Raw genomic sequence first — 20,598 nt, forward strand, 5'->3', positions numbered from 1 at the left:
CCTATGCGTTTGACGGTGATCGGGCAGCTTGCCGGATTGGTTAGCGGTGCAAACTTTGCCGATTTCGGGGATGAGGTGGAGTGCGTCGATCTGGACGACAAGGGGATCGATGCGCTGAAAGGCAGTGAGATGCCAAAGAGGCATCTTCTTTTTTGCACATGGGACGGGGTTGTAATCTTGGTGGCCGCCCTGGCTCCAGGAACGCTATCCGGCGGATTGATATGATTGAAGCAGAAGTTGCCTCCGCTTATCCGACGAAGACCCCGCGAGCCGAAGCTCTTCCCAGCATACGTGTTCTGCTCGTGCTCCCAACCTATTTTCCTGAGTCATATGGCGGCGGCGAACAACAGGCGCGGCGATTTGCTCGGGCGCTGGTTGAAAGCGGCGTTTCCGCAACCATTCTGGCACCCAGACTGTCGCACTCGACCCCGAAACGGTCCGCCATCGACGGGGTGCCTATCCATCGCCTTCGTTTGCGCGCGGCTCCGTATTTGGGCGGGCGGCATATGCTGTCGTTCCTGTCGTGGTGTGTCCAGGTTTTGATCTGGATGCTGCGCCGTCGCGACGAATTCGATGTCGTACATATCATCCATGCCCGACTTCACGCTGTTCCGGCGGCATTGGCAGGAGCCCTCCTACGCAAACCGGTTCTCGCAAAATTGGCCCGGGGCGGACGGTGTTTCGATCTCGACGTTGTGCGCGAAAAGAAGATCATCGGTCGCTGGGCGTCCGCCTTGATTAAACGTCACGTCACGGCCTTCATCGCCAATAGCCGCCAAATCGCTGGTGATCTGAAGAGACATGGCATCGGCGCGGATCGCATTCATATGATTCCGAATGGGATCGATCTGCCCCGCAAGCCGCGCCGCGAGCCGAGCGCCGATGGCAGCCGACGCTTTATCTGCCTTGGCCGTCTCGATCCGGAAAAATGCGTCGAGCACATGATCGATGCGTTCGCGGCACTTCCCGCCGACGCAAAGGCGCAACTCACCATCCTGGGCGATGGCCAGTGCCGGGTCCCTCTCGAGGAACAGGCGGCCCGGTTGGGCCTTTCCGGCAAGGTCACATTCGCCGGGGCGGTCGAAGATGTGTTTCCCTTTCTGTGGGAGGCTGATTTCTATCTTTCCACCTCGGCGTCGGAAGGCATGTCAAACGCCCTGCTCGAGGCCATGAGCTGCGGCGTGGTCCCAATCATCACCGATGTCAGCGGTGCGTCCGACATTGTGGAACATGAGCGCGGCGGCTTTCTGGCCCGCTCGCATGCCGAGTTTTCCGGGCTTCTTCGTCGCGCGCTCGGCCTATCGGAAGCCGAGCGCTATGAGATGGCGCAGCACGCAGTACAGACAATCGCCGCGCGGTTCAGCATGGAGAGCGTCGCCCTGCTCCAAATGGAGCTATACTCCACTCTCATGCGGCAGCATGTGACGTCTGAGAGCAACATGCTCGGTACAAAGAGGAGATTCGTCTGGTAGCTGCTTTTGCCAGGCGAGGATCTAATGCACAGACGCTCATATTTGGCCAGTGGACGGAAAGCAGAAAGGGCGGTTTACTCCGTCCTAGTGCGGCGTCGCTTGAATGTTGCCGGTGGCGAGCTGGTCGAGGCGGTTCCCGGCAGAAATGCAGTCAAGCAGAGGCTCTTCGTACGGAAGGGGGATGTATTGGCGACAACCTTCATCAAGCTGGAATGGCGGGGTCATCGATGGCGCCAACAGGATTATGTTCATGGCTGAATCAGCAAACGACGGCGGAGACGCTACCGGTGACCCAAACGGCGCATCGTGCATGGCAAACACTGAGGACAGCAACTCGACAACTAAACCGCGCAAACTGACAGAGCGCATGCTGAAGGGCGCTGCTTGGTCCGGCGTAACCTCGATCGCGCGCCTGGGACTGAAATTCATTTCGGTTGCGATATTGGCGCGGCTGCTTTCGCCGCGGGATTACGGCGTCGTCGGCGGCGCAGTCATCGCCGTGGAGCTTGCGGCGATGCTCTATGGTTTGGGCCTGGCCCAGGCGCTCATCCAGCGCAAGGTCGTCGAGCGAGATCACATAGCAACTGCGCTCGGTGTCTCTCTTACTCTATCTTGCGTGATCGGTGCCGCCTTGTGGCTCGCAGCGCCGTTTGTCGCAGCGTTGATGCGTATCGAAGCTCTAACCGATGTCGTGAAACTGCTCGCATTCACGACTCCGCTGGGTGCCTTCAACTTGATCTGCGAGGCGCTCCTTGTGCGCAACATGAGGATAAGGGCGGTTTCTCTCCGCCCGCTCTTCAGCTTCTCCGTAGCGGTCTTCGTCGTTGCTGTTCCCATGGCGTTCGCCGGATTCGGCTATTGGTCGCTCGTCGCCATGCAGATTGCAGAAGTGTCTGTTGGTGCGCTTGCCTTCGGAGTTGCTGCTCGCAAGCTTCTCGTGCTGCCCGGCTTTTCAGCTCGAGCGTTTCGCGAATTGTGGCCGATGAGCCTTGGGTTCTCGCTCACGCAGCCCTTCGGATACCTGGTGAACAATACCCCCAAGTTTCTTATCGCACGGCTCATGGGCGCCGAGGCGCTCGGTCTTTTCACGCGCGCGGCTTTCCTCAGCGAGAATGCAGGGCATCTCTTCAACGGCATCGTCCGAATTGTTGCATTTCCTGCCATGGCTCAGCTTCAGAATGACCGAGAACGCCTGCGCAGCGGATACTTGAAGGGCCTATCTTTAACGGCACTGGCCACCATCCCGACCAGTGCATTTTCTATCGTTTTCGCGCAAGAGCTTGTCGACATTATGCTTGGTCCACGATGGGACGAGGCCGTCTTGCCCTTTGCCCTTCTTGCGACCAGCCTATATTTTCGGCTTGGTAACAGGGTTAGTTACGCAGTCCTTCAGGCGCTGGGGCAGCCCTATCGCATCATCAAGAATAACTGCGCTGTCGTTGCTATACTCGCACTCGGCATCCTGACGACTTCCGATCATGGCCTCGCCAGCATTTGCACGGTGGTGCTACTGGCTTTCGGCGCTGCTTTTGTGATCACCGTCCGACTCGTCTCCAGAGTTATGGAAATGAGTATCGGTGCTATTCTTAGGACTCACGTTATGCCAATGTCTCTCGCCTTGGTGGTTGTTGCCATCGGCGTAGGTACAAAGGCTATGCTTGTTGGGCAGTCGAGCATTGTCATTGTCGCAATCAGCGCTCTTGCTGTTGTGAACTCAGTGCTCGCGCTACTCTACTTCTTGCCAGAGAAAACTTTGGTGTGGTTTGATGTAGAAGGAGTTCGAACGCTGCCGTCGCTAAGGTTTGCTTTTCGCCAGTTGGCTCGTCATTACATGTGATCGGGACTAATATGAGACCTCGTGTTCTTCTTATAACTCGTCTTCATACGCAAAATGCGGGCAATGAGGGACTCTCTACAGAGTTCATACGGTACGTAACATCCCGTTTTCCTGCTGCGGATGTTCGAGCTATTGATCGTTACCCACGCTTTTTCGAACAATTTGATCTGAGGGGCATCGGTGGAGGTTCGATCAAGGAGTTTGACGCACTAGCTCACGCGCTGACATTGCGATTTCGCAGGGAGGACGCGCCTTTGCCAGCGAAAGCTGAGTTAGATTTGGTCAAGCTTGACGAGACGGGAAAGGAGCGTCGTGGTCCCTTCCGAAGAGTAAAGCATAAGCTGGCATTGCGTAGGAAATTGGCCGGCATGCGACTAATCGAGAGATCAGTTCCTGTAACCGCTGTGACAGCTTGTTGTACTTCCGATTTAGTCGTTTGGAATCCCGCAGGGGAAATTTGTCCAACCGGCGATCCTCATCAGGTGATGCGGTTGCTTCTGTTGCTTCGAATCGCTCAGTTAAGCGGAAAGAAGACTGTCGCAATCAACCACAGCCTCGAGATCGGGAACAATGCTCTCGGTGCCTTGATTGCTCATGTATACAAGAACCTGTGCTATTTGAGCGTGCGCGACGCAAAATCGGTTGAAGTTGCGATAGATCTTGGCGTGCGCAATTCGATTATTCATGAGGCACCAGATATGGTGTTTCTGGCCTCACAGATATCGGTGCCGGAGGCTGCAAGCGCCATACCCCGCGGGGCGATCGGGCTTGCAGTTAATGGCTTGGGGGCTATGCAGGGCGTGGATGAATGGGCGCGTCTGGCAGAAGGTCTGAATAAGGTCGGGCGTCCCATCGTTCTTGTGTCGAATGCAATCCATCGCGATTTGGCTTTCGCCAGACGCTTGAGTCGGATGATCGATAAATCCACGGTCATCAACTACCAGCCTCGATATCAGCAGCTTCGGTCCATATACCGAAAATGCGATGCCGTCATCAGCAGCCGCCTGCATGCTTCGATTTTGGCGCTTTGCGAGGGTGTCCCGGTCGTTAGCATCGAACCGTCGGTCTTCAAACTATCAGCGATCTTTCGCCAATTGGATTATCCGCTCGAAACTGAAAGATTGCAGCAGGCTGGTTGGTCTGATCGGGTCCTTGCCAAGCTAGCACGGTGCCTATCGGAGGAGCGATCTTCGATTTCATCGGCTGGTGCAAACGCAATTTCCCAACAGCTGAGAAGGATAGAAGTGGCGTACGCACCGTTGTTTGCGCTTGCATAGGTTGGGCGCGTGTCCACCTGTTGTCGGGCACCTATGCAGGTGATCGGCGAGAAGACCTGAGTAAGCGCTCTTTTGCCTCGGCGCCGGCGTCTTGAAGTTGGATCAGAGCTGGTGTCAGCCCGCGAGTTTATTGTCGAGACGCGAGGTGGCCAGAGGTTGACGAACTTGGTGAGTACGTCGGCGAGGTAGGCTCGTGGATCGCCGCCTTCCAATTTCCAGGTTTCGATCAGCGACGCGATGCGGGCTCTCCGATACAATCCGCAGCTTCGCTCCAATCGACCAACGGCGACGGCATCCAGTCTCGACCTCCAGCCGCCCAGCATGCTCACTTTGCGTTCTCTAAACTCAGCTCGGCGATGACAAGGCGCCGTCACCGTGCGAATACAAAGATCTTCCTCTCAGCTTCTCGATGTGACTCTGAGATGCGCGAATTTGCACCACCACCTGCTCGCAGGCTCGGCAGGCATATTTGGGACGGCGCGTCACCATCACCCGGTACTGCGCCGGGATCACCTCGAGCCCCTGCAAGGTTTCCTCGCCGATCACATGCCTACTTAAGGCGTTGCGCACGGTCGTTTCCAATCCTGTCTGACAGGAAAAACCAAGTTAGAAAACACCTTTGAGGCAGTCACGCAGTGACTAGCACCAGTCTTTCCGAATAGCCTCGTTCGCGGGATCGGGATCGCGCAGTCTGGCTCAGGTCGCCTCTGTAATGAGAACAATATTTATCTTAATGCAAGTAGGCGAGTTGCAGCTCTGGTTTGTCACGGATCTGAGTCGCGCGAGCGATAGAAGCTTTTCCGTTGGAATTCTTCTTATCATAGTACTTTGCCGATGTGGTCATCCCGAATTCAAGCGCGTTGTATATATTCAACATCGATCTTCGTCCTCTAAGATTGAAGGGGTCTTCTACGTGGTGATACCAATCATCTACTAATCAACCGTAAGCAGGGCGACGCAGTAAGACCACGGTCGACGAATAGGGTCGAAAGAGCCAGAAGTATCTATGATAGCGAGCCTTGAAACGCTCAAAGTCAGCAAGAAGGAGATACGGAAAACTTAGAACATGCCGGGTAAGCAGCCGGATCAGCTCCGGTAATGTATGCTGGCTCAGAAGATCGTCCAGATAGGTGCTGTCCGAAACGACGGCCTCTTGCAGGCAGGTGAAATCAGGAAAGAGGCGACGGATTTCGTCGGGGGCTGGCCGGTAGAGCGTATCGATGGGGTCGAGGTGATAGGGGTAGCTGTACGGGCCGGTGACCAGCAGGAGACCCTCAGGCTCCACGATACTGGCGCAGACATCGGCAAATGCGCCCGGATCAAACAGATGCTCGAGCAGGTTGCAGCACATGACGAGCCTGGGATGGAGCGCCCTCAGTTGCTCCTGGAAGGCCAGATCCAGTACATCTCCAACCAAGTCCACTCCCTCCTCTTCCTTCATATCGATATTGAGGATACGTACCCCGCGCTCGCGAAGCGGCCGAAACACGAGTAGGTCGACGTGGGGCTGTTCCACCGTCCGGAAGTGGGCGGTCGAGGAGCCGATATTCAGGCAGGGATTCATTGCTTCGCTCGGAAGCGAAGCCAAGATCGTCTGAACGTGCTTGGCTTCATTCGGACGCATCGGCGAGCATTCCCCATCCGCTAGTTACAGTGTGCGAGGGCCTGTCGCCACAGGCCCTCATCGTTAGCACCGTTCGCCTCGTCGTTTGCTCCACCCTCTGCGAATTCAGGGGCCCGGGCTGCTCCACCGAACCTCGTACAGGGTCTCCATGACACCGGAGCCGTACCTGTTGAAGTCCTTCAGGTCCTCGCTCGTCAGTCGCTCGATCGCAGCAGCATTAATGTTCTCGGCCAGGAGTGACGCCCAATAGCTTTTGTCCACTAAGCGCATGGTGCGACTGGCAGACGCGGCGGCCTCCTGACCGGGCCCGTAGCTCTTTGGCTTGTGAATATAGGCGTCCTCACGGGGCCGCGGCAGCGCCAGGCGCCCGTACAGGCGATCCAGAAAACGGAGAGGATGGGCAACCATATCCTCGAACCTGACAAGCAAGTAGTTGTCTCTGGCAGCCTGTTCCTCAAGCATCTTGCCGGCAATGTGGCCGTAGACTCGTCCCGCCATCATGGCCGGCACCCCTCGGCGGTTCCATGAATCGCAAAGGCCGTAGCCGTTCCTCACCAGCCCGACGAAGATCGTCTCTTCGAACTGCTTCTCGATTTCAGAGTTCAGGAAGATGTCGTACTCAGTCACCTTGAAGAGGACGTGGCGCGCGAGCGCGAGATCGAGCCCCCTTTCCTTCCGCAGCTGGTAGTCAGCGGCGATCGACGCTTGGACGCTCCTTTCCAGACGCTTCTGAAATCGCTTCGCGTAGAACACTGACCTGGAGGCAAGCTTGCCCGCCCGGACTCCCAGACGCCGATAGACCTTTGGAGGAAGATTCCAGCCGCCGTTGTAGTAGAACTGCCAAAACTCATCGAAGGTCATGAGGACGCCGGGCGAAGAGCCGATCATATTCGCCAGAATGTTCGACCCGCCGCGGCCGAAGGAATTTATGACAATGGCTCGATCCATTCTGGGGTCCAGGGATTGCGGTTCGGTGCGCTATTGACCTGTCTGAGTGTATTGGGCGATAGTATTTCCTAACCCTCGCGTCGTAAAGGCTCGCGTCACTGTACCCGTAGCGCGCGTGTTTTTGGTCGTCGACCATCGTCAGGAGCGCGCCCGCTTCATCGCCGCGTGCCGGACAGCACTGCAAGCGCTACTCGTACCACACGAAAACGCATGGGAAATCGGCTTGGCTATTCCGCTTGCCTAGCTCGGATTGAGCTACTGGGCTCTGGTGATCGCGGCCATGGCCGAGGCAATTTTTCTTTCTGGCATTTACTTGATCACCGCGCGACAATATCTCGCCATGCCACGCTTCGACCTGCAGTCCTACCGCGAGATCCGCACGCAGAGCCTGGGATTTTCCTTGGCTGGAGTTTTGGCCTTCGGCGGCCAATACATGGACAAGATCATCGTCGCGCGTTTGCTCGGGACCGCGGAGCTTGGCATCTACACGAGGGCGTTCACTCTAATCGCAATGCCGGCGAATCTATTCGGAAACCTGAGTAGAACGGTCGTTTTCCCGTTGCTGTCAAAAGTGCAGACAGACGAGGCCAGGCTGCGCAGCGCCCAGCTGAAGGGCTATGCCTTGACCGCAGCCCTCACTCTACCAACCAGCGCGTTCCTGTGCTGCTTCGCCAAGGAGATCGTACTGACAATGTCCGGCCCTAGATGGGTGGACGCAGTGGTTCCGATTGCAGTATTTTCCGCGGCAATGTATTTCCGGGTCGCATTTAAATTATGCGGCGCCGTTATGCTCGCCACAGGCAGTGGCTACCGCAGCGCGTCCATGCAGATTTTCCATGCGGCGCTTGTCACATCATTCGTATTTTTAGCGGCGCCTTACGGAGTGAGTGCGGCAGCGGCGGCGGTGTCGGGTGCCATTCTAGTGACTTTCGTCCTTTATTCCTTCATTAGCTGCCGCATGACCGGATTGCCATTCGTGGATTTCGTGCTCGTCCATATCCCGCCAATTGTCTTTCTGCCGTCATCTACGCTGCCGGTTCTGCGATCAGGATGCTGTTCGCCGGCTCGCCGTACTATCTTGTGCTGGCGATCGGCGCTTTTATGATAGGCACGCTATCTGCCGTTACTCTCTATTTGAGAGCTTCGCTTCTGTTCGGGAAATGCGGAGTGGAAGTCCTGCAAGCCGTAACGTCCAAGAAAGCAGCATGGCTCAATTGGATTCCACGCTGACTTACGACCGAATGCCACCCTTCACGGTGATTCTAACTGTCGTGCTGTAAATCAGCAGGAGCGCGCGCGGTGACCGCCGTATGAAACCTTCCCGTCCGACATGCCTTTAAGAAAGCCGCAGCTTTACGAAGAGCCGAGTCCTTCGGAAAGAGCGCACCGAGCCTTCCACCTTCAGAACCCGAAAGCATGCGGGCCGCAGTCACCTCAAAGCCAAGCACCGTAAACAGATTGCCCAAGGTGAGCGGGGTCCACGAATGCAGATGCATGTGGGGATTGTTTGACCATGAGCGATGCTGCGGAGCAATGATCGGCATCTCGCACGGTACGAATACCCTTATCTCGCCAGAGGGCTTTAGGACGCGCAACATTTCTCGGAGCACCGTCGAAGGGCTGTCGACATGCTCGAGAGCGTGATAGCTGATAATTTTGTCTATCGTGCTGGAGGGGATATCCGCAAGTGAGCCAACAACAAGGTCCAAATGTGCAGACGCCTGCTTAGCAGCGGTCTCGTTGATCTCCACGCCAATTCGCTTCACCGCTGGCAAGCACGAGAGGATACTGCCTGTCCCACAGCCGAAATCCAGAACGACATCCGTATGGCTGCTGAAATCCTCAAAAAGCCTTGCTCTAGATTTCTGTACGGTATCGGTTCGGCTACTGCCCCGCTGCTCAAAATATTGCGCGCCTTTTGGACCTGTATAGAGCGTATCGGATCTTGAATGCATCTACCAACACTCCAAGGATCAATAGCATACGGTGAACTGGCTGGTGGTCCAAGCGCCCTTCGGGCAGGCCTCGCGAAAGCGCGCCCTCTAGCGCGCAGAATAACGGCCGCTCTGTTCCGGACCGGGATGATAACCGGGATGTTCATGCTGTTCCAGTCCCACTATCCGCCCGAGACGTAGCCACGCTTGCGGCCCCTTTGCCCTGCGGTAGTAGGTGCAGTACCGCGGATGGATGGAGCGACCCCAGTTGCTCTTGCAGCGCCGGCTTCAGCATGTCTTCAACCAAATTGACGTGGGGCTGTTCCACCGTCCGGAAGTGGGCGGTCGAGGAGCCGATATTCAGGCAGGGATTCATTGCTTCGCTCGGAAGCGAAGCCAAGATCGTCTGAACGTGCTTGGCTTCATTCGGACGCATCGGCGAGCATTCCCCATCCGCTAGTTACAGTGTGCGAGGGCCTGTCGCCACAGGCCCTCATCGTTAGCACCGTTCGCCTCGTCGTTTGCTCCACCCTCTGCGAATTCAGGGGCCCGGGCTGCTCCACCGAACCTCGTACAGGGTCTCCATGACACCGGAGCCGTACCTGTTGAAGTCCTTCAGGTCCTCGCTCGTCAGTCGCTCGATCGCAGCAGCATTAATGTTCTCGGCCAGGAGTGACGCCCAATAGCTTTTGTCCACTAAGCGCATGGTGCGACTGGCAGACGCGGCGGCCTCCTGACCGGGCCCGTAGCTCTTTGGCTTGTGAATATAGGCGTCCTCACGGGGCCGCGGCAGCGCCAGGCGCCCGTACAGGCGATCCAGAAAACGGAGAGGATGGGCAACCATATCCTCGAACCTGACAAGCAAGTAGTTGTCTCTGGCAGCCTGTTCCTCAAGCATCTTGCCGGCAATGTGGCCGTAGACTCGTCCCGCCATCATGGCCGGCACCCCTCGGCGGTTCCATGAATCGCAAAGGCCGTAGCCGTTCCTCACCAGCCCGACGAAGATCGTCTCTTCGAACTGCTTCTCGATTTCAGAGTTCAGGAAGATGTCGTACTCAGTCACCTTGAAGAGGACGTGGCGCGCGAGCGCGAGATCGAGCCCCCTTTCCTTCCGCAGCTGGTAGTCAGCGGCGATCGACGCTTGGACGCTCCTTTCCAGACGCTTCTGAAATCGCTTCGCGTAGAACACTGACCTGGAGGCAAGCTTGCCCGCCCGGACTCCCAGACGCCGATAGACCTTTGGAGGAAGATTCCAGCCGCCGTTGTAGTAGAACTGCCAAAACTCATCGAAGGTCATGAGGACGCCGGGCGAAGAGCCGATCATATTCGCCAGAATGTTCGACCCGCCGCGGCCGAAGGAATTTATGACAATGGCTCGATCCATTCTGGGGTCCAGGGATTGCGGTTCGGTGCGCTATTGACCTGTCTGAGTGTATTGGGCGATAGTATTTCCTAACCCTCGCGTCGTAAAGGCTCGCGTCACTGTACCCGTAGCGCGCGTGTTTTTGGTCGTCGACCATCGTCAGGAGCGCGCCCGCGTCATCGCCGCGTGCCGGACAGCACTGCAAGCGCTACTCGTACCACACGAAAACGCATGGGAAATCCGATTTCTGAAAAGAGGTACTAGGACGGGCGAAGTTCATCACATTGAACTCGCGGGAGACGACCTGACCAAGTGGGTTCCGGCGCGCGGATAGATCTTCGGAGCAAGCTAAGCGCCTTGTAGCAGAATTGCCAGAACTTGTCTGCGGCCATCTTACGGTAGAGAGAGAGAGAGAGAGAGAGAGAGAGAGAGAGAGAGAGAGAGAGAGAGAGAGAGGCAGCGTTCATGTTGACCCGTATGTTCGAGCCCCCTGGACCGAACGAATGACGATAACGGCTCGTTCCATAGTATCTCGATGCTCGCAGACCACTCCGTTTCGAAGGATTCTGTTGCCCTTCGGCGCGCCGCAGGGCGTCATTGAAAAGCCAAACTAAAGCGGCGAATTGTTTTTTGCGAGGAGAAGCGCAATAATCGGTAACGGGCGTCGTTGTGCAGCCTTAGCTCGAAACCAGCGGATATTGGCGCGATGTGAGATATGTAAGGCACACGATAATGACCAACCGCATTTCTCGCCGGGATTTGGCACGGGCCGCATGCGCCGCCCTTGTGCTGACCGCATCCGGTCGCTCGGGATGGGATGCTCGGGCCGCCGGCCCGGCGCAAGGCTCGCTGCCGGAAGCTGACTCCTGGCGTCCTGGTCTGTTCCCGGAAATGATTGTGAAATCCTGGTTTCAGGAGGATCTGGCCGAAGGCGAAATCTCCTCGTGGCAATCCGGCGGCGTGAAGCCGGTGGCTGCGGTGCAAGCCGGGCCCTCCCTGCGCCCAACAAAGCTTCCGAATAACGGCGGCGTCCTCTTCAAGAAGGGCACGAAACAGGCGTTGACCTGGCCAGTCGATAAGGATGCCCCCTATCTCCACCGGTGGTGGCTCGTGATCGCCCGGTGCCATTCGGTGAACAGCACCGGTGCGGATAACGTTTCCGTTCTTTGCGTCAATGGCGCGGAGGGTGGCCCGGTGCATCGCCAGCCCCAGGTCTGTTTCAAGCCCTCGGCCGGCACATTCGTTTCGCGGCTCCATGACGGCAAGCTCAAGAGCGAGGAAGGGCAGTACTCGACCGATTTTGACGACTGGAATGTCATGGTCGGGTACCGCCGCGGATTCGTGATGCAGGCTGTGGTGAATGGGGTCAAGACGGCCGGCCAGGCGATTCATGCATTGAAACCCAACCTGATGAAACCGCAGAGCTTCATGGGCGATGTGAATAAGCCGATGAGGGCCGATGTCGCGATCGATTGCGTCATCATCGGGCAAAGCGAACTCAATGATGCGCAGATCGACAAGCTCGTGGGTTGGGCCATGTGGCGCGCCGGCAGGCAAGCCGACCTGCCCGACGATCATCCCCATAGAAAGAGCCCGCCTTCGGCGGTGGATGCCAGCGACAATCCCGCGCGCTATGCCTTCGATTCGCAGGCTTGGGCAAGTTGGGCCGCGGTTGATACAAGGACGAACCAAGCCCATCGCGGTCAGGCGGCGCCCGATATCAGCGGCTATACGACGGTGTTCTTCGACGATTTCGAGACCAACACCATTGTCGACGATCTGACAGGCGCACAGAGCAGCGGCTGGTTCGCGCCGACGCACCTCACCAATATCGGCGGGGATGCGAAGGCACAGCGGATTTCCGGGACGCCGTCTTCATACATTCACGATGCCGAGAGCCACACGCTGTCGCTCCGTCTCGTCCACAACAAGGTTTGGCGGACCGGAGCGTTTTCTTCGGTCAACAACAACGGCCAAGGTCGGTGGTGGGGAAAAGGAATATTCGAGATCCGCGCCAAGTTCCCCAAGCTTTCCGCGCCGCGCCCGGGCTTCTTTCCTGCCTTCTGGGCCTATGGCAAGGAGCACCTGTTTTGGCGGACGCGGAATCGTCTGGAAACTGACTTTTGGGAATATGGGGCGGAGGACGGAACGTGGATCAATATCAGCCAGCATGTGCATAAGCCGGCGCTTGCCTATCCCGATCCCCAAATCGCCGCCGCTGACGTGCGCAGGAAGATCGCCGGCTACCCGATCGACCAATCAAACGGCTTCCCCAACGCGATAGACATATATGACGGCGAGTTTCATACGTGGTACGCCCAGATCGAAGATAATTACACATACTTCGTGATTGATGGCTATGAAGTGGCACGTTGCCCGACGACACTGGAGCTTGCCGCGCAAAAATACATCATGGTCGATTTGGGCTTTCGATCCGGCAGGGGCGGAGTCTTGCCGGATCCATCCGAAACTTACGACATGGCCATAGACTATATTCGGGTCCGCCAGAAGGAGTCGGACCTTGCGGAGGTGCCTGCCGGCTTCGCGCGATTGCCAGAGCTTTCCGGCTCTGCCTCAATCGGAAGCACGCTGAGCGTACAACCGAATGTGCCAGCGTCGCATCTGGAGTACCTTTGGTATCGTGACGGAGTTCCCATCGTCGGCGAAACTGCTGCAACATACAAGCTCAATGCAAGGGATGCTGGGCACAGGATCCGGTGCCAAGTGCGTGCGCTCTCTTTGCTTGATCAGCCGGAAGCCTGGACAGCCGAAGCGGACGTCGTAGAGAGGTAATCGTGCAAATGAGCTTTCGCGGCTTGACTATGGCATCATCTGCCCGAGCAAAAAGGACAGGCGGCAGGGTCTCCTCTTAGTTCCTTTTCGCCCCGGGAGAAACATATGAGTCCGTCCGCCTATGATCGCTTGACGGTGAATAGCCCCAACCCGGCTGCACGGTTTGCGCAGAGAAGCCGGCATGAAAGGGGTATCCGACTTGTGAAGCAACATCTCTCTCCAAGCAGCGCTATCCTCGACTACGGATCCAACAATGGCGACTTTCTTAACACGCTGGCCGGCGGGGGCTGGTCAGGACCGCTTTACGGCTATGATCCCTATGTGGCGCCAAAAGCCCCATCGTTCACGCCGGTAGGGAGCCTGGGAGAGATACCTGATGAGGTACTAGACGCGGTGCTGGCCTTTGAAACCCTCGAGCATGTCGACGAGAACGTATTAGAGGAGTTCATCTCGTTCTGTGAGCGCTCTCTTCGGGCTGGTGGAGTTCTGATCATCTCCGTGCCCATCATGGTTGGGCCTATTCTCTTGCTCAAGTACCCCAACGCCGTTTTCATAAACAAGTCGCGATGGCGATACAGCGCCCGGGAGCTATTCCGTGCGGCAATTCTCTGGCAACAGGTCCCACGGAGCAAGTCCGGCGCCTATCTCGATCACAAGGGGTTTGACTACAGGGTGCTTCGACAGAGACTCGCCTGCCGCTTCGCCCCGATCTCGATCGGATATTCTCCATTTCCGGGCTTGGGCCCGGCCCTAAACTCTCAGGCTTTTATGTGCTTCCGGGCGATGAGCACGAGCGATCGTATCTGAGGTGAAATTGGAACCACCGCCACGGATATGTCCCTTGCTTTTCTCAAAGGCTTTCTGCGGACTGAATGAGTGCACTGAGTCCTGCGCGGACCCATCCCCCTTGATGTCCCGCCGAAATTCAGCGCATTGCCGGTCTTCTCGGGCGAGGCTTCACCAGTCCAAGAGCTGACTGTCGTATCGAACGTGATTGCGTCGCAATAGAGTGTCTCTGGTATCGCGACGGCGTTCCGATCGTGGACGAAACCGGCACAAGCTATGAGCTCAGTTCGCGGGATACCGGGCATAAAATTCGCTGCCATGTTCGCGCGGTCTCTGTTGCTCAACCAGCCAGAAGCCTGGACACCGGAGAGCGAGACCGTCGGCTAGCCCGCATCGACCGCACGCCGTCGGGATGCGTCACCACTCTCGTCGGACTGCTGATGAGTTCTGCCACCAGTAAGCCTCCCCGCAGCCGAGGAGGATGAGCTTTCCCAACAGGCGGAAACCTCTTCGATATGCGATTGCCACAGCGGGCGGAACGATGGGGTCGTCGGCTGGAGGGTGAAGTGTTTCTCCGCGGGCTGGCATTGATACATCCAACAAGTTCTGTTTCCGGGAAAGAGAACATGCTAAAAGAATATCGCGCCGCGAGGGGGCTGTGATGCGTTATCTCCTCACATTCGCGATACTGAGCCTCTTCCTGCCAATCAGGCTCGGGACGGGTCTTGTATTGCTGCGTCCGTTCGAGGTGATCGTATTGCTGGCGCTCATCATTGGCCTGGCGACGGGGCGTTGGCGAAATTTGGCTTTTTCAGTCGGTTTTCTGCTGCTCCTGCCCTTCTTCGGCTGGCACTTGGTCTCGGCCTTCAGCGTAGACGCGAAGAACGGCCTGCGCGAGCTGTTGCAGATGTCCACTGTGGGCGCCTTTGCGTTCGCCATCGCACAGGAGGCTAGATGGCTCGAGACGCAGAAGGCCGTCAACATCTTGCTTTTCGGCATGGTGCTGATTCTCGCCTATACGATCACCTGGCATGTGGCTCATGGCTACTCGGTCGGCTGGAAGCACTTGGCCGACCCAAAGCTCGTATTCACCTTCCTTCCAATTGCGCTCGCGGGGCTCCTCCTCTTCGCCAAACGGGCCAAGCGGCGCGGCCTTTGGTTTGCATGGGCAGGGATACTTCCCCTGCTCCTGCTATCCGGGGAACGCAAGGCGTTTTTGATCTGTCTCTTTCTGACCGCTGCGCTTCTGATGCGCGGACGGCTCGCTGCAATGGTACCGGCGATCGCCGCCGGCTTCGTGGGTCTTTTCATGTTATCGACCACGATGGATAACGCCTATGTCGAGAAGCAAATGCAGACCATTCTCGATCCGCTGAGCATGGGGCAATACGAATATCTGGTTGCGACGGGGAAATATGCCCCTGGCGACACGCCGAGCAATGTCCAGCGCGCGTTTGCTTTCACTCTGTCCAGACAACTCATCTCCGAACATCCACTGATGGGCGTGGGTACGAACCAATTCAAGAATATTATCGATACGGATTTCAGCGGACTTCCTGGCGAGTTGCGGCTGGGGATACATGGCGAGTTTCAACGCATCCTCACCGAGAACGGCATCATTGGGCTCAGCCTCTATATTCTCATATGGATTGCTGCATGGTTTCGCTTAAGCCGTACTCTAAGCTGGGCCCTTTCTCACGGATTGATCGGAGCGGCCCAGGCACGGCTTCTGCCCCTCGTGCTTCTTGTACCCTGCGCCTTTTACGTTGGAACAGAAGCCTCCGGCACACGAGCTTTCGTCACGCTGAGTCTTGTCTCGCTCCTGCCTGAATTGACGCGGCACGGGCTTTGTCTATCATTGCGCAGGACGCGGAGGAGCCACCCCGGGAGCATGAGACATCCCCGATTCCTCGGGAGCCCCTTGGCAGGAAACACGAGATGAGTGTTTCAGTTATCATGACATGCCACAATGAAGAACGCTTCATCGTGCAGGCAGTGGAAAGCGTGATTAATCAGACCGCGTCGAGCCACATCAAAGAGATCATCATTGTCAATGATGGCTCGATGGACGGCTCGTCGGAAGTGATTGCATCGCTGGGTCGCAGGGAGCCGCGCATACATGTCCTGACGACGGCCGGTATCGGGCTTTCATCGGCGAGGAATCTTGCCATCAGACATGCTGCCGGCGACCTTATTGCAATTCTCGACGGCGATGACTTCTGGGCCGAGGACAAGCTTGAGCGTCAATTAGCCGTCTTGGGCAATGGCTGCAAGGCAGGTCTTGTCTATGGCGATTTTGTCGATTTTTCCGCTCCGGATCTGTCCGATGCTCTACACGTCGCCGTGCGCCGCTATCGCGCGGACCAACGCGATACGCTGCCGACATATTTTCTGCTTGATGGGCCGATTGTTCCTTCCAGTATGGTTATGCGGCGGGAGATGGTCGAAGATATCGGGGTATTCAACGAGGCGTTCAGGGCTGGAGAGGATACAGAGTTTTGTATGCGCGCAGCCGAGCGTTGGACATTTCAACATGTGGCCGGAGCACTCGTCTATAAACGGCGCCATGGCTCGAACATAACCCGCAGACTCGACGCGCTTCTGCCGGTAGGCGAAGGCGTCACGCGAGAATGGGTCATGCGGCGGCCGGAGCTTACGCACCTCGCGCGTCGGCGCAACGCGCGTCTGTACGCAAAGGCGGGCAATGATTGCGTGGCTCAAGGCGAAAAGAAACGCGGAGCGCGCTTGCTCATTCGCGCGATGTGGCACAATCCATTGTCATGGCGGGTGTACGTTTACTTTTTTCTTTGCGCCCTGCCGAGGGGCATGGATCCGCAGGTGCGCCGTGCAGCCAAGCTATTGTTCTACCGCGCCTTGCGCAAAGACTTTGCTGACGGCTCTTAATGATGCTGGCGGAATGGCGAGAGTTCGAGCATCTCATGCGGCAGCCCTGGAATCTTTCCATAGCGATTATTCTGTACCGCGACACAGGACCATAACGGAGGCGAAATCAGAGCTCTCCGCGGTCGCCAAGTCGCTCTTAATGCGGGTAAGAACTCGAAAGGTGTCCAGACCCCACCACTGAGCCCTCACCACAAGCGCAGGAGAATTCCACACAAGATCGGGCGGTTAGTTGCGACAGTAAATACGAGGGCAAGAGAATCGGAGCGCTTCACTATCACATGCGAATTCTTTACTTCATCAACGGATTCGATCCCGGTGGCGCCGAGCATGGGCTGCTGACCTTGCTGCAAGCAGGATTTTTCAGCGGCCACGAGCTGAAGATTCTAGCCTGTTGCCGTGGTCGCGGGGCTCTTGCCGATGAAATCGCCGCAAATATCGGAGAGCACAATCTTATCCTGACGTCGCAGAGCGAAGTGCCTTCCTTGCGCATCTTCGTGAGCACGTTCTTTGTAATGTTGCGCCTCATCCGGGAGTGGCGGCCGGATATGGTTGTGTTGTCGCTCAAGCAGGCCAATCTCCTGGGACGGCTAGTTGCGATGTTCGCTCCTCGGCTTCGCTGCGTTTCATTCGAGCACATCGCCCGTTACCGCTCCCGGCGTGCCGAAGGCGTTTATGGCCCTGTGCTCAAGGCGCTGTCCTGGCGTGTCGACGAAATCTGGGCTGATTGCGAAAATACGCTGCAGGAGACGCAAGCATACTTCCTGCCCCGCAGGCGCCGGTCGCATGTGGTGCCTCTGTTTCGTGCCGATGAGGCTTCCTCCCACAAGCGCGACTACGCGCTTCACACACCCTTGCGCCTTGCTGCAGCCGGACGCCTTATGGCGCGAAAGAACTTTGACCGCCTGATTGAGGCCATCCGAATGCTCCAAGACCGCGGCGTTTCGGTAAGCCTCGATCTTTACGGCGACGGGCCGGAACGGCAGGCGCTTTCGCGCAAGGCGGATGAGCTCGGCATTCGAGATCGCGTGCATTTCCATGGATATGTCGCACGCTGGTTCGAGCGGGCCTGTGATCGTGACATGTTCATCAATCTGTCCGATACGGAAGGGTTCTGCATCGTCGTCGCGGAGGCGATGCTTGTCGGGCTTCCGGTGATCGCGACCGACGTCGGCGGTATTCGGGATTACGGGAAGCATGGAGAGAATATGCTGAAGCTTACTGTGCCCTCAGCGGAGATGGCGGTGACCCAAGTGTTATTGCTCGCGGGCGATGAAACGCTCCGCAGAGAGATCGGAATACAGGCACGACACGATATGCTGGAGGCCTATTCGCAGGATGCTTTGCGTGTCCGCGCCACGGCGGTGTTGGGTGGCGGAATGTAATGACCAGCAAAGCACTGGCGACCAGGATAGCCGGACCGATCGTGAATTCCGACTGCTCGGCATCCCACCTGTCCGACATGGTTCTCGACCTGGCCCTTCTCCCAGTCCGACGCCAGCGCGCAGCCCACCGGCTGGAGGAAGCGACGAAGTATCGCCGGTCCTTGCCGACGAACACCATCCTGCGGCTCGCGCGGATAAGCCCGGACGGAGTTTGTTCGTCAAAGCCTCCTTGGGCTATCTGCTCAAGACAAAAACAATGCCTGCTCCACAACTAGGCCTGGTAATACTGACTATAGCGTTCACTGTAAAATTCGGCGCTGCCGAACTTTTGGTACCGCTTGATTCTTTTCATATCGACCTTGTTGAGCAGAACGCCGATGCATTTATCCGCCAGGATCGGGTTGTTGTCGAGGATTTCGCGCACGAATGTACGAGCGGTCACACCCCATTCAACAACCAGAACAAGGCCGTCGAGGTGCTGGACAAAGGACCTCACGTCCGCGACTGGAGCCAACGGGGGCAAATCAACGACGACGTAATTGAACATAGGGCCGACCTTGAGCAGAAAGTCGCCCATTTTCTCGATAGGCTGCATGGTGTTTGCGAGCTTTTGTTGGCTCTGGTTCACGCCGGGCAGGAACCTCAATGGCAATGACTGATGGGCCAGCAAATCTCTCGGATTGAGTTCTCCAGCCAACAAGTTGGCCAGGCCTCGTTCCCAGCCGTTGGCTAACATGGGGGACAAGCCCGGATTGTGGATATCGGCATCGATCAACAACGTCTTACAACGCTGCATAGCAAGAACCATCGCTAAATTAGCAGCGACCAGAGACTTCCCTTCTCCCGGGAGGCAAGAAACGATGCCGAGCGCCTTGGTGCTCTTCCTTGGTAACTCGACGTCAACAGCGACTTTCACAGTTCGCATCGTTTCAGCGAATTCCGAGCGCGGATGTTGCTCTACCCAGTTGAAAGCGCTGTTCCCCACCTCGATGAATGACGGCTCTCCGGCCGCACGATCGTGATTGTTTCGGCGAATTGGCTTCCCGTCCAGCAACGGGATCATTCCGAGCGTCTGAAGTCCTAGTTCATCGCGCACTTGAGCCGTCGTGCGGAAAAAGCGCTCCCGGTACTCCCGAATTCCGCCCACACCGGCGCCAACCATGCCGGCGAGCACGACGCAGAACGCCAACGTAAGACTGCTGTTCGGAGAACTCGGTCTGCTGGGGTTTGGTGCCTCCGAGATAGTCCGCGCCTCCGTCAACGCCATCGAAAGGTTCTGCAGGCTCGCTTGGTACTGCTGCAGGACCTGTTCATATTGCGACTTGAGAGAGGACGCCTCAAGTTCGAGCTGGCGCAAGGTAACCAGCGTTTCCTTGGTAAGCGTATTGTCTTTTCGGAACCTGTGGATTGCGAGCTCGGCATCGACCGATCGCTTCCGCACCGTCTCGACCTCTTCCGCCAGTGCGCCGCGAGCTCGGATAATCGACTCGTCTTTGGCTCCGACTTGGTCAGAGATATAGATTTCTGCATACTTACTGGCTACTTTTTGCGCCATTTCGGCGCTAGGCGACCGAAATTGGACTTCCAGAACGTAAGAATCCCCTACACGAGCTACGGTTATATTCTCAGCCAGAATGCCAAATGCCTGCCATCGAGGATCGGATCCTCGCGCGGCACTCGATTTCACCAGCGCTCCGCTTGCTTCGGAACTGCCGATGAATGGCCACCGAGCGACCGATCCCGTGAGACTGTTGAGCAATGAATATGGCGCTGACAAGAAAGAGCGATCGGTAGCAAGACCGAGGCTGTCAACGACCTTTAGCCCGATGCGGTCGGAACGCAACAATTCGACCTGACTCAGCATCATCGGGTCAACCGGTGCGGAGCTTCCGCTCTCTGTTAACTCCGTCACGACGGATGGCTGGTTCTTGTCGATCAGGATTCTGGCGGTCGACTCGTACAAGGGCACCTCGGCCCAGAGATACGCCAGCCCCAGCACAAGTCCTGCGAGCGCGCATGTAAGGACGAACCTCAGCTGCCGTTGCGCTGCCGCCAAGAGTGTTTCGAGATCAATCGTTCCCCACTGAGGATCGCCGAATGGAAAGGCAGAATCCGGGTGCTTTTCAACTTCGCGGAGCATAAGCCTTCAAACCCGTGGAATGAGACTGGCAGCGCATTGGTAGTGACAAATTCCATACCACATTATCTGACTAAATGTCTGCAAATTCAGTATCGACGCCCGCGGAGCACAGGCGCACCGCTCGGGGCGGCACAGCCC

The 20,598-nt window shown here is 57.1% G+C and carries 15 protein-coding genes and 1 pseudogene; 10 read left to right on the forward strand and 6 right to left on the reverse strand.

The window, feature by feature from the left end:
* Positions 1-3: 3 nt before the first annotated feature.
* From AC0L3D_RS00940 to AC0L3D_RS00955, 4 genes are all read left to right on the forward strand, one after another.
* Positions 4-225 (forward strand): hypothetical protein, encoded by a 222-nt coding sequence (locus tag AC0L3D_RS00940; RefSeq protein WP_258118599.1) that lies wholly within the window; start codon positions 4-6, stop codon positions 223-225.
* Positions 222-1,472 (forward strand): glycosyltransferase, encoded by a 1,251-nt coding sequence (locus AC0L3D_RS00945; protein ID WP_287324993.1) that lies wholly within the window; start codon positions 222-224, stop codon positions 1,470-1,472. Before AC0L3D_RS00940 ends, AC0L3D_RS00945 begins: the two co-directional genes overlap by 4 nt.
* Positions 1,473-1,722: 250 nt before the next feature.
* Entirely contained in the window at positions 1,723-3,309 is a 1,587-nt protein-coding gene (locus tag AC0L3D_RS00950; protein WP_287324991.1) for a lipopolysaccharide biosynthesis protein, read from the forward strand.
* 11 nt (positions 3,310-3,320) lie between these two features.
* A complete protein-coding gene (locus AC0L3D_RS00955) occupies positions 3,321-4,586 on the forward strand; it encodes a polysaccharide pyruvyl transferase family protein (protein WP_287283547.1) in 1,266 nt (421 codons plus the stop codon).
* A 405-nt stretch (positions 4,587-4,991) separates the two neighbouring features.
* Here AC0L3D_RS00955 and AC0L3D_RS00960 read toward each other — a convergent pair.
* From AC0L3D_RS00960 to AC0L3D_RS00970, 3 genes and pseudogenes are all read right to left on the reverse strand, one after another.
* A pseudogene (locus AC0L3D_RS00960) lies at positions 4,992-5,135 on the reverse strand (IS66 family transposase zinc-finger binding domain-containing protein); the annotation flags it as partial.
* A gap of 388 nt (positions 5,136-5,523) precedes the next feature.
* Positions 5,524-6,210 carry a class I SAM-dependent methyltransferase gene (locus AC0L3D_RS00965; RefSeq protein ID WP_287283546.1) on the reverse strand — a complete coding sequence of 229 codons (687 nt, stop codon included), beginning with the start codon at positions 6,208-6,210 and terminating at the stop codon, positions 5,524-5,526.
* Between the two features lie 105 nt (positions 6,211-6,315).
* A complete protein-coding gene (locus tag AC0L3D_RS00970) occupies positions 6,316-7,158 on the reverse strand; it encodes a hypothetical protein (RefSeq protein ID WP_473642732.1) in 843 nt (280 codons plus the stop codon).
* A 250-nt stretch (positions 7,159-7,408) separates the two neighbouring features.
* Here AC0L3D_RS00970 and AC0L3D_RS00975 point away from each other — a divergent pair, with 250 nt between their 5' ends.
* Positions 7,409-8,263, forward strand: a complete 855-nt coding sequence (locus tag AC0L3D_RS00975) for an oligosaccharide flippase family protein (protein WP_473642734.1) — start codon at positions 7,409-7,411, stop codon at positions 8,261-8,263.
* A gap of 157 nt (positions 8,264-8,420) precedes the next feature.
* Here the strand turns inward: AC0L3D_RS00975 and AC0L3D_RS00980 are convergent, their stop codons facing one another.
* Both AC0L3D_RS00980 and AC0L3D_RS00985 read right to left on the reverse strand, forming a co-directional pair.
* The gene (locus AC0L3D_RS00980; RefSeq protein ID WP_287279759.1) at positions 8,421-9,113 is read right to left on the reverse strand and encodes a class I SAM-dependent methyltransferase; all 693 of its coding nucleotides are present in this window, start codon (positions 9,111-9,113) and stop codon (positions 8,421-8,423) included.
* A gap of 520 nt (positions 9,114-9,633) precedes the next feature.
* Positions 9,634-10,476 (reverse strand): hypothetical protein, encoded by an 843-nt coding sequence (locus AC0L3D_RS00985; RefSeq protein WP_473642732.1) that lies wholly within the window; start codon positions 10,474-10,476, stop codon positions 9,634-9,636.
* A 711-nt stretch (positions 10,477-11,187) separates the two neighbouring features.
* On the opposite strand from AC0L3D_RS00985, the gene AC0L3D_RS00990 reads away from it, so the two are divergent.
* From AC0L3D_RS00990 to AC0L3D_RS01010, 5 genes are all read left to right on the forward strand, one after another.
* Positions 11,188-13,248, forward strand: coding sequence for a hypothetical protein (locus tag AC0L3D_RS00990; protein ID WP_473642736.1), 2,061 nt, complete (start codon positions 11,188-11,190; stop codon positions 13,246-13,248).
* A gap of 105 nt (positions 13,249-13,353) precedes the next feature.
* Positions 13,354-14,055: a class I SAM-dependent methyltransferase gene (locus AC0L3D_RS00995; protein WP_287279764.1), complete on the forward strand. Its 702-nt coding sequence runs from the start codon at positions 13,354-13,356 to the stop codon at positions 14,053-14,055.
* Between the two features lie 640 nt (positions 14,056-14,695).
* Positions 14,696-15,976 (forward strand): O-antigen ligase family protein, encoded by a 1,281-nt coding sequence (locus AC0L3D_RS01000; RefSeq protein ID WP_287279766.1) that lies wholly within the window; start codon positions 14,696-14,698, stop codon positions 15,974-15,976.
* Positions 15,973-16,938 (forward strand): glycosyltransferase family 2 protein, encoded by a 966-nt coding sequence (locus tag AC0L3D_RS01005; RefSeq protein WP_287279768.1) that lies wholly within the window; start codon positions 15,973-15,975, stop codon positions 16,936-16,938. The genes AC0L3D_RS01000 and AC0L3D_RS01005 overlap by 4 nt, the downstream gene beginning before the upstream one ends.
* A gap of 278 nt (positions 16,939-17,216) precedes the next feature.
* A complete protein-coding gene (locus AC0L3D_RS01010) occupies positions 17,217-18,320 on the forward strand; it encodes a glycosyltransferase (RefSeq protein ID WP_287279770.1) in 1,104 nt (367 codons plus the stop codon).
* A 271-nt stretch (positions 18,321-18,591) separates the two neighbouring features.
* Here the strand turns inward: AC0L3D_RS01010 and AC0L3D_RS01015 are convergent, their stop codons facing one another.
* Positions 18,592-20,460 carry a Wzz/FepE/Etk N-terminal domain-containing protein gene (locus tag AC0L3D_RS01015; RefSeq protein ID WP_287279772.1) on the reverse strand — a complete coding sequence of 623 codons (1,869 nt, stop codon included), beginning with the start codon at positions 20,458-20,460 and terminating at the stop codon, positions 18,592-18,594.
* Positions 20,461-20,598: the final 138 nt, after the last annotated feature.

This window comes from Mesorhizobium sp. WSM4837 (assembly GCF_055811435.1).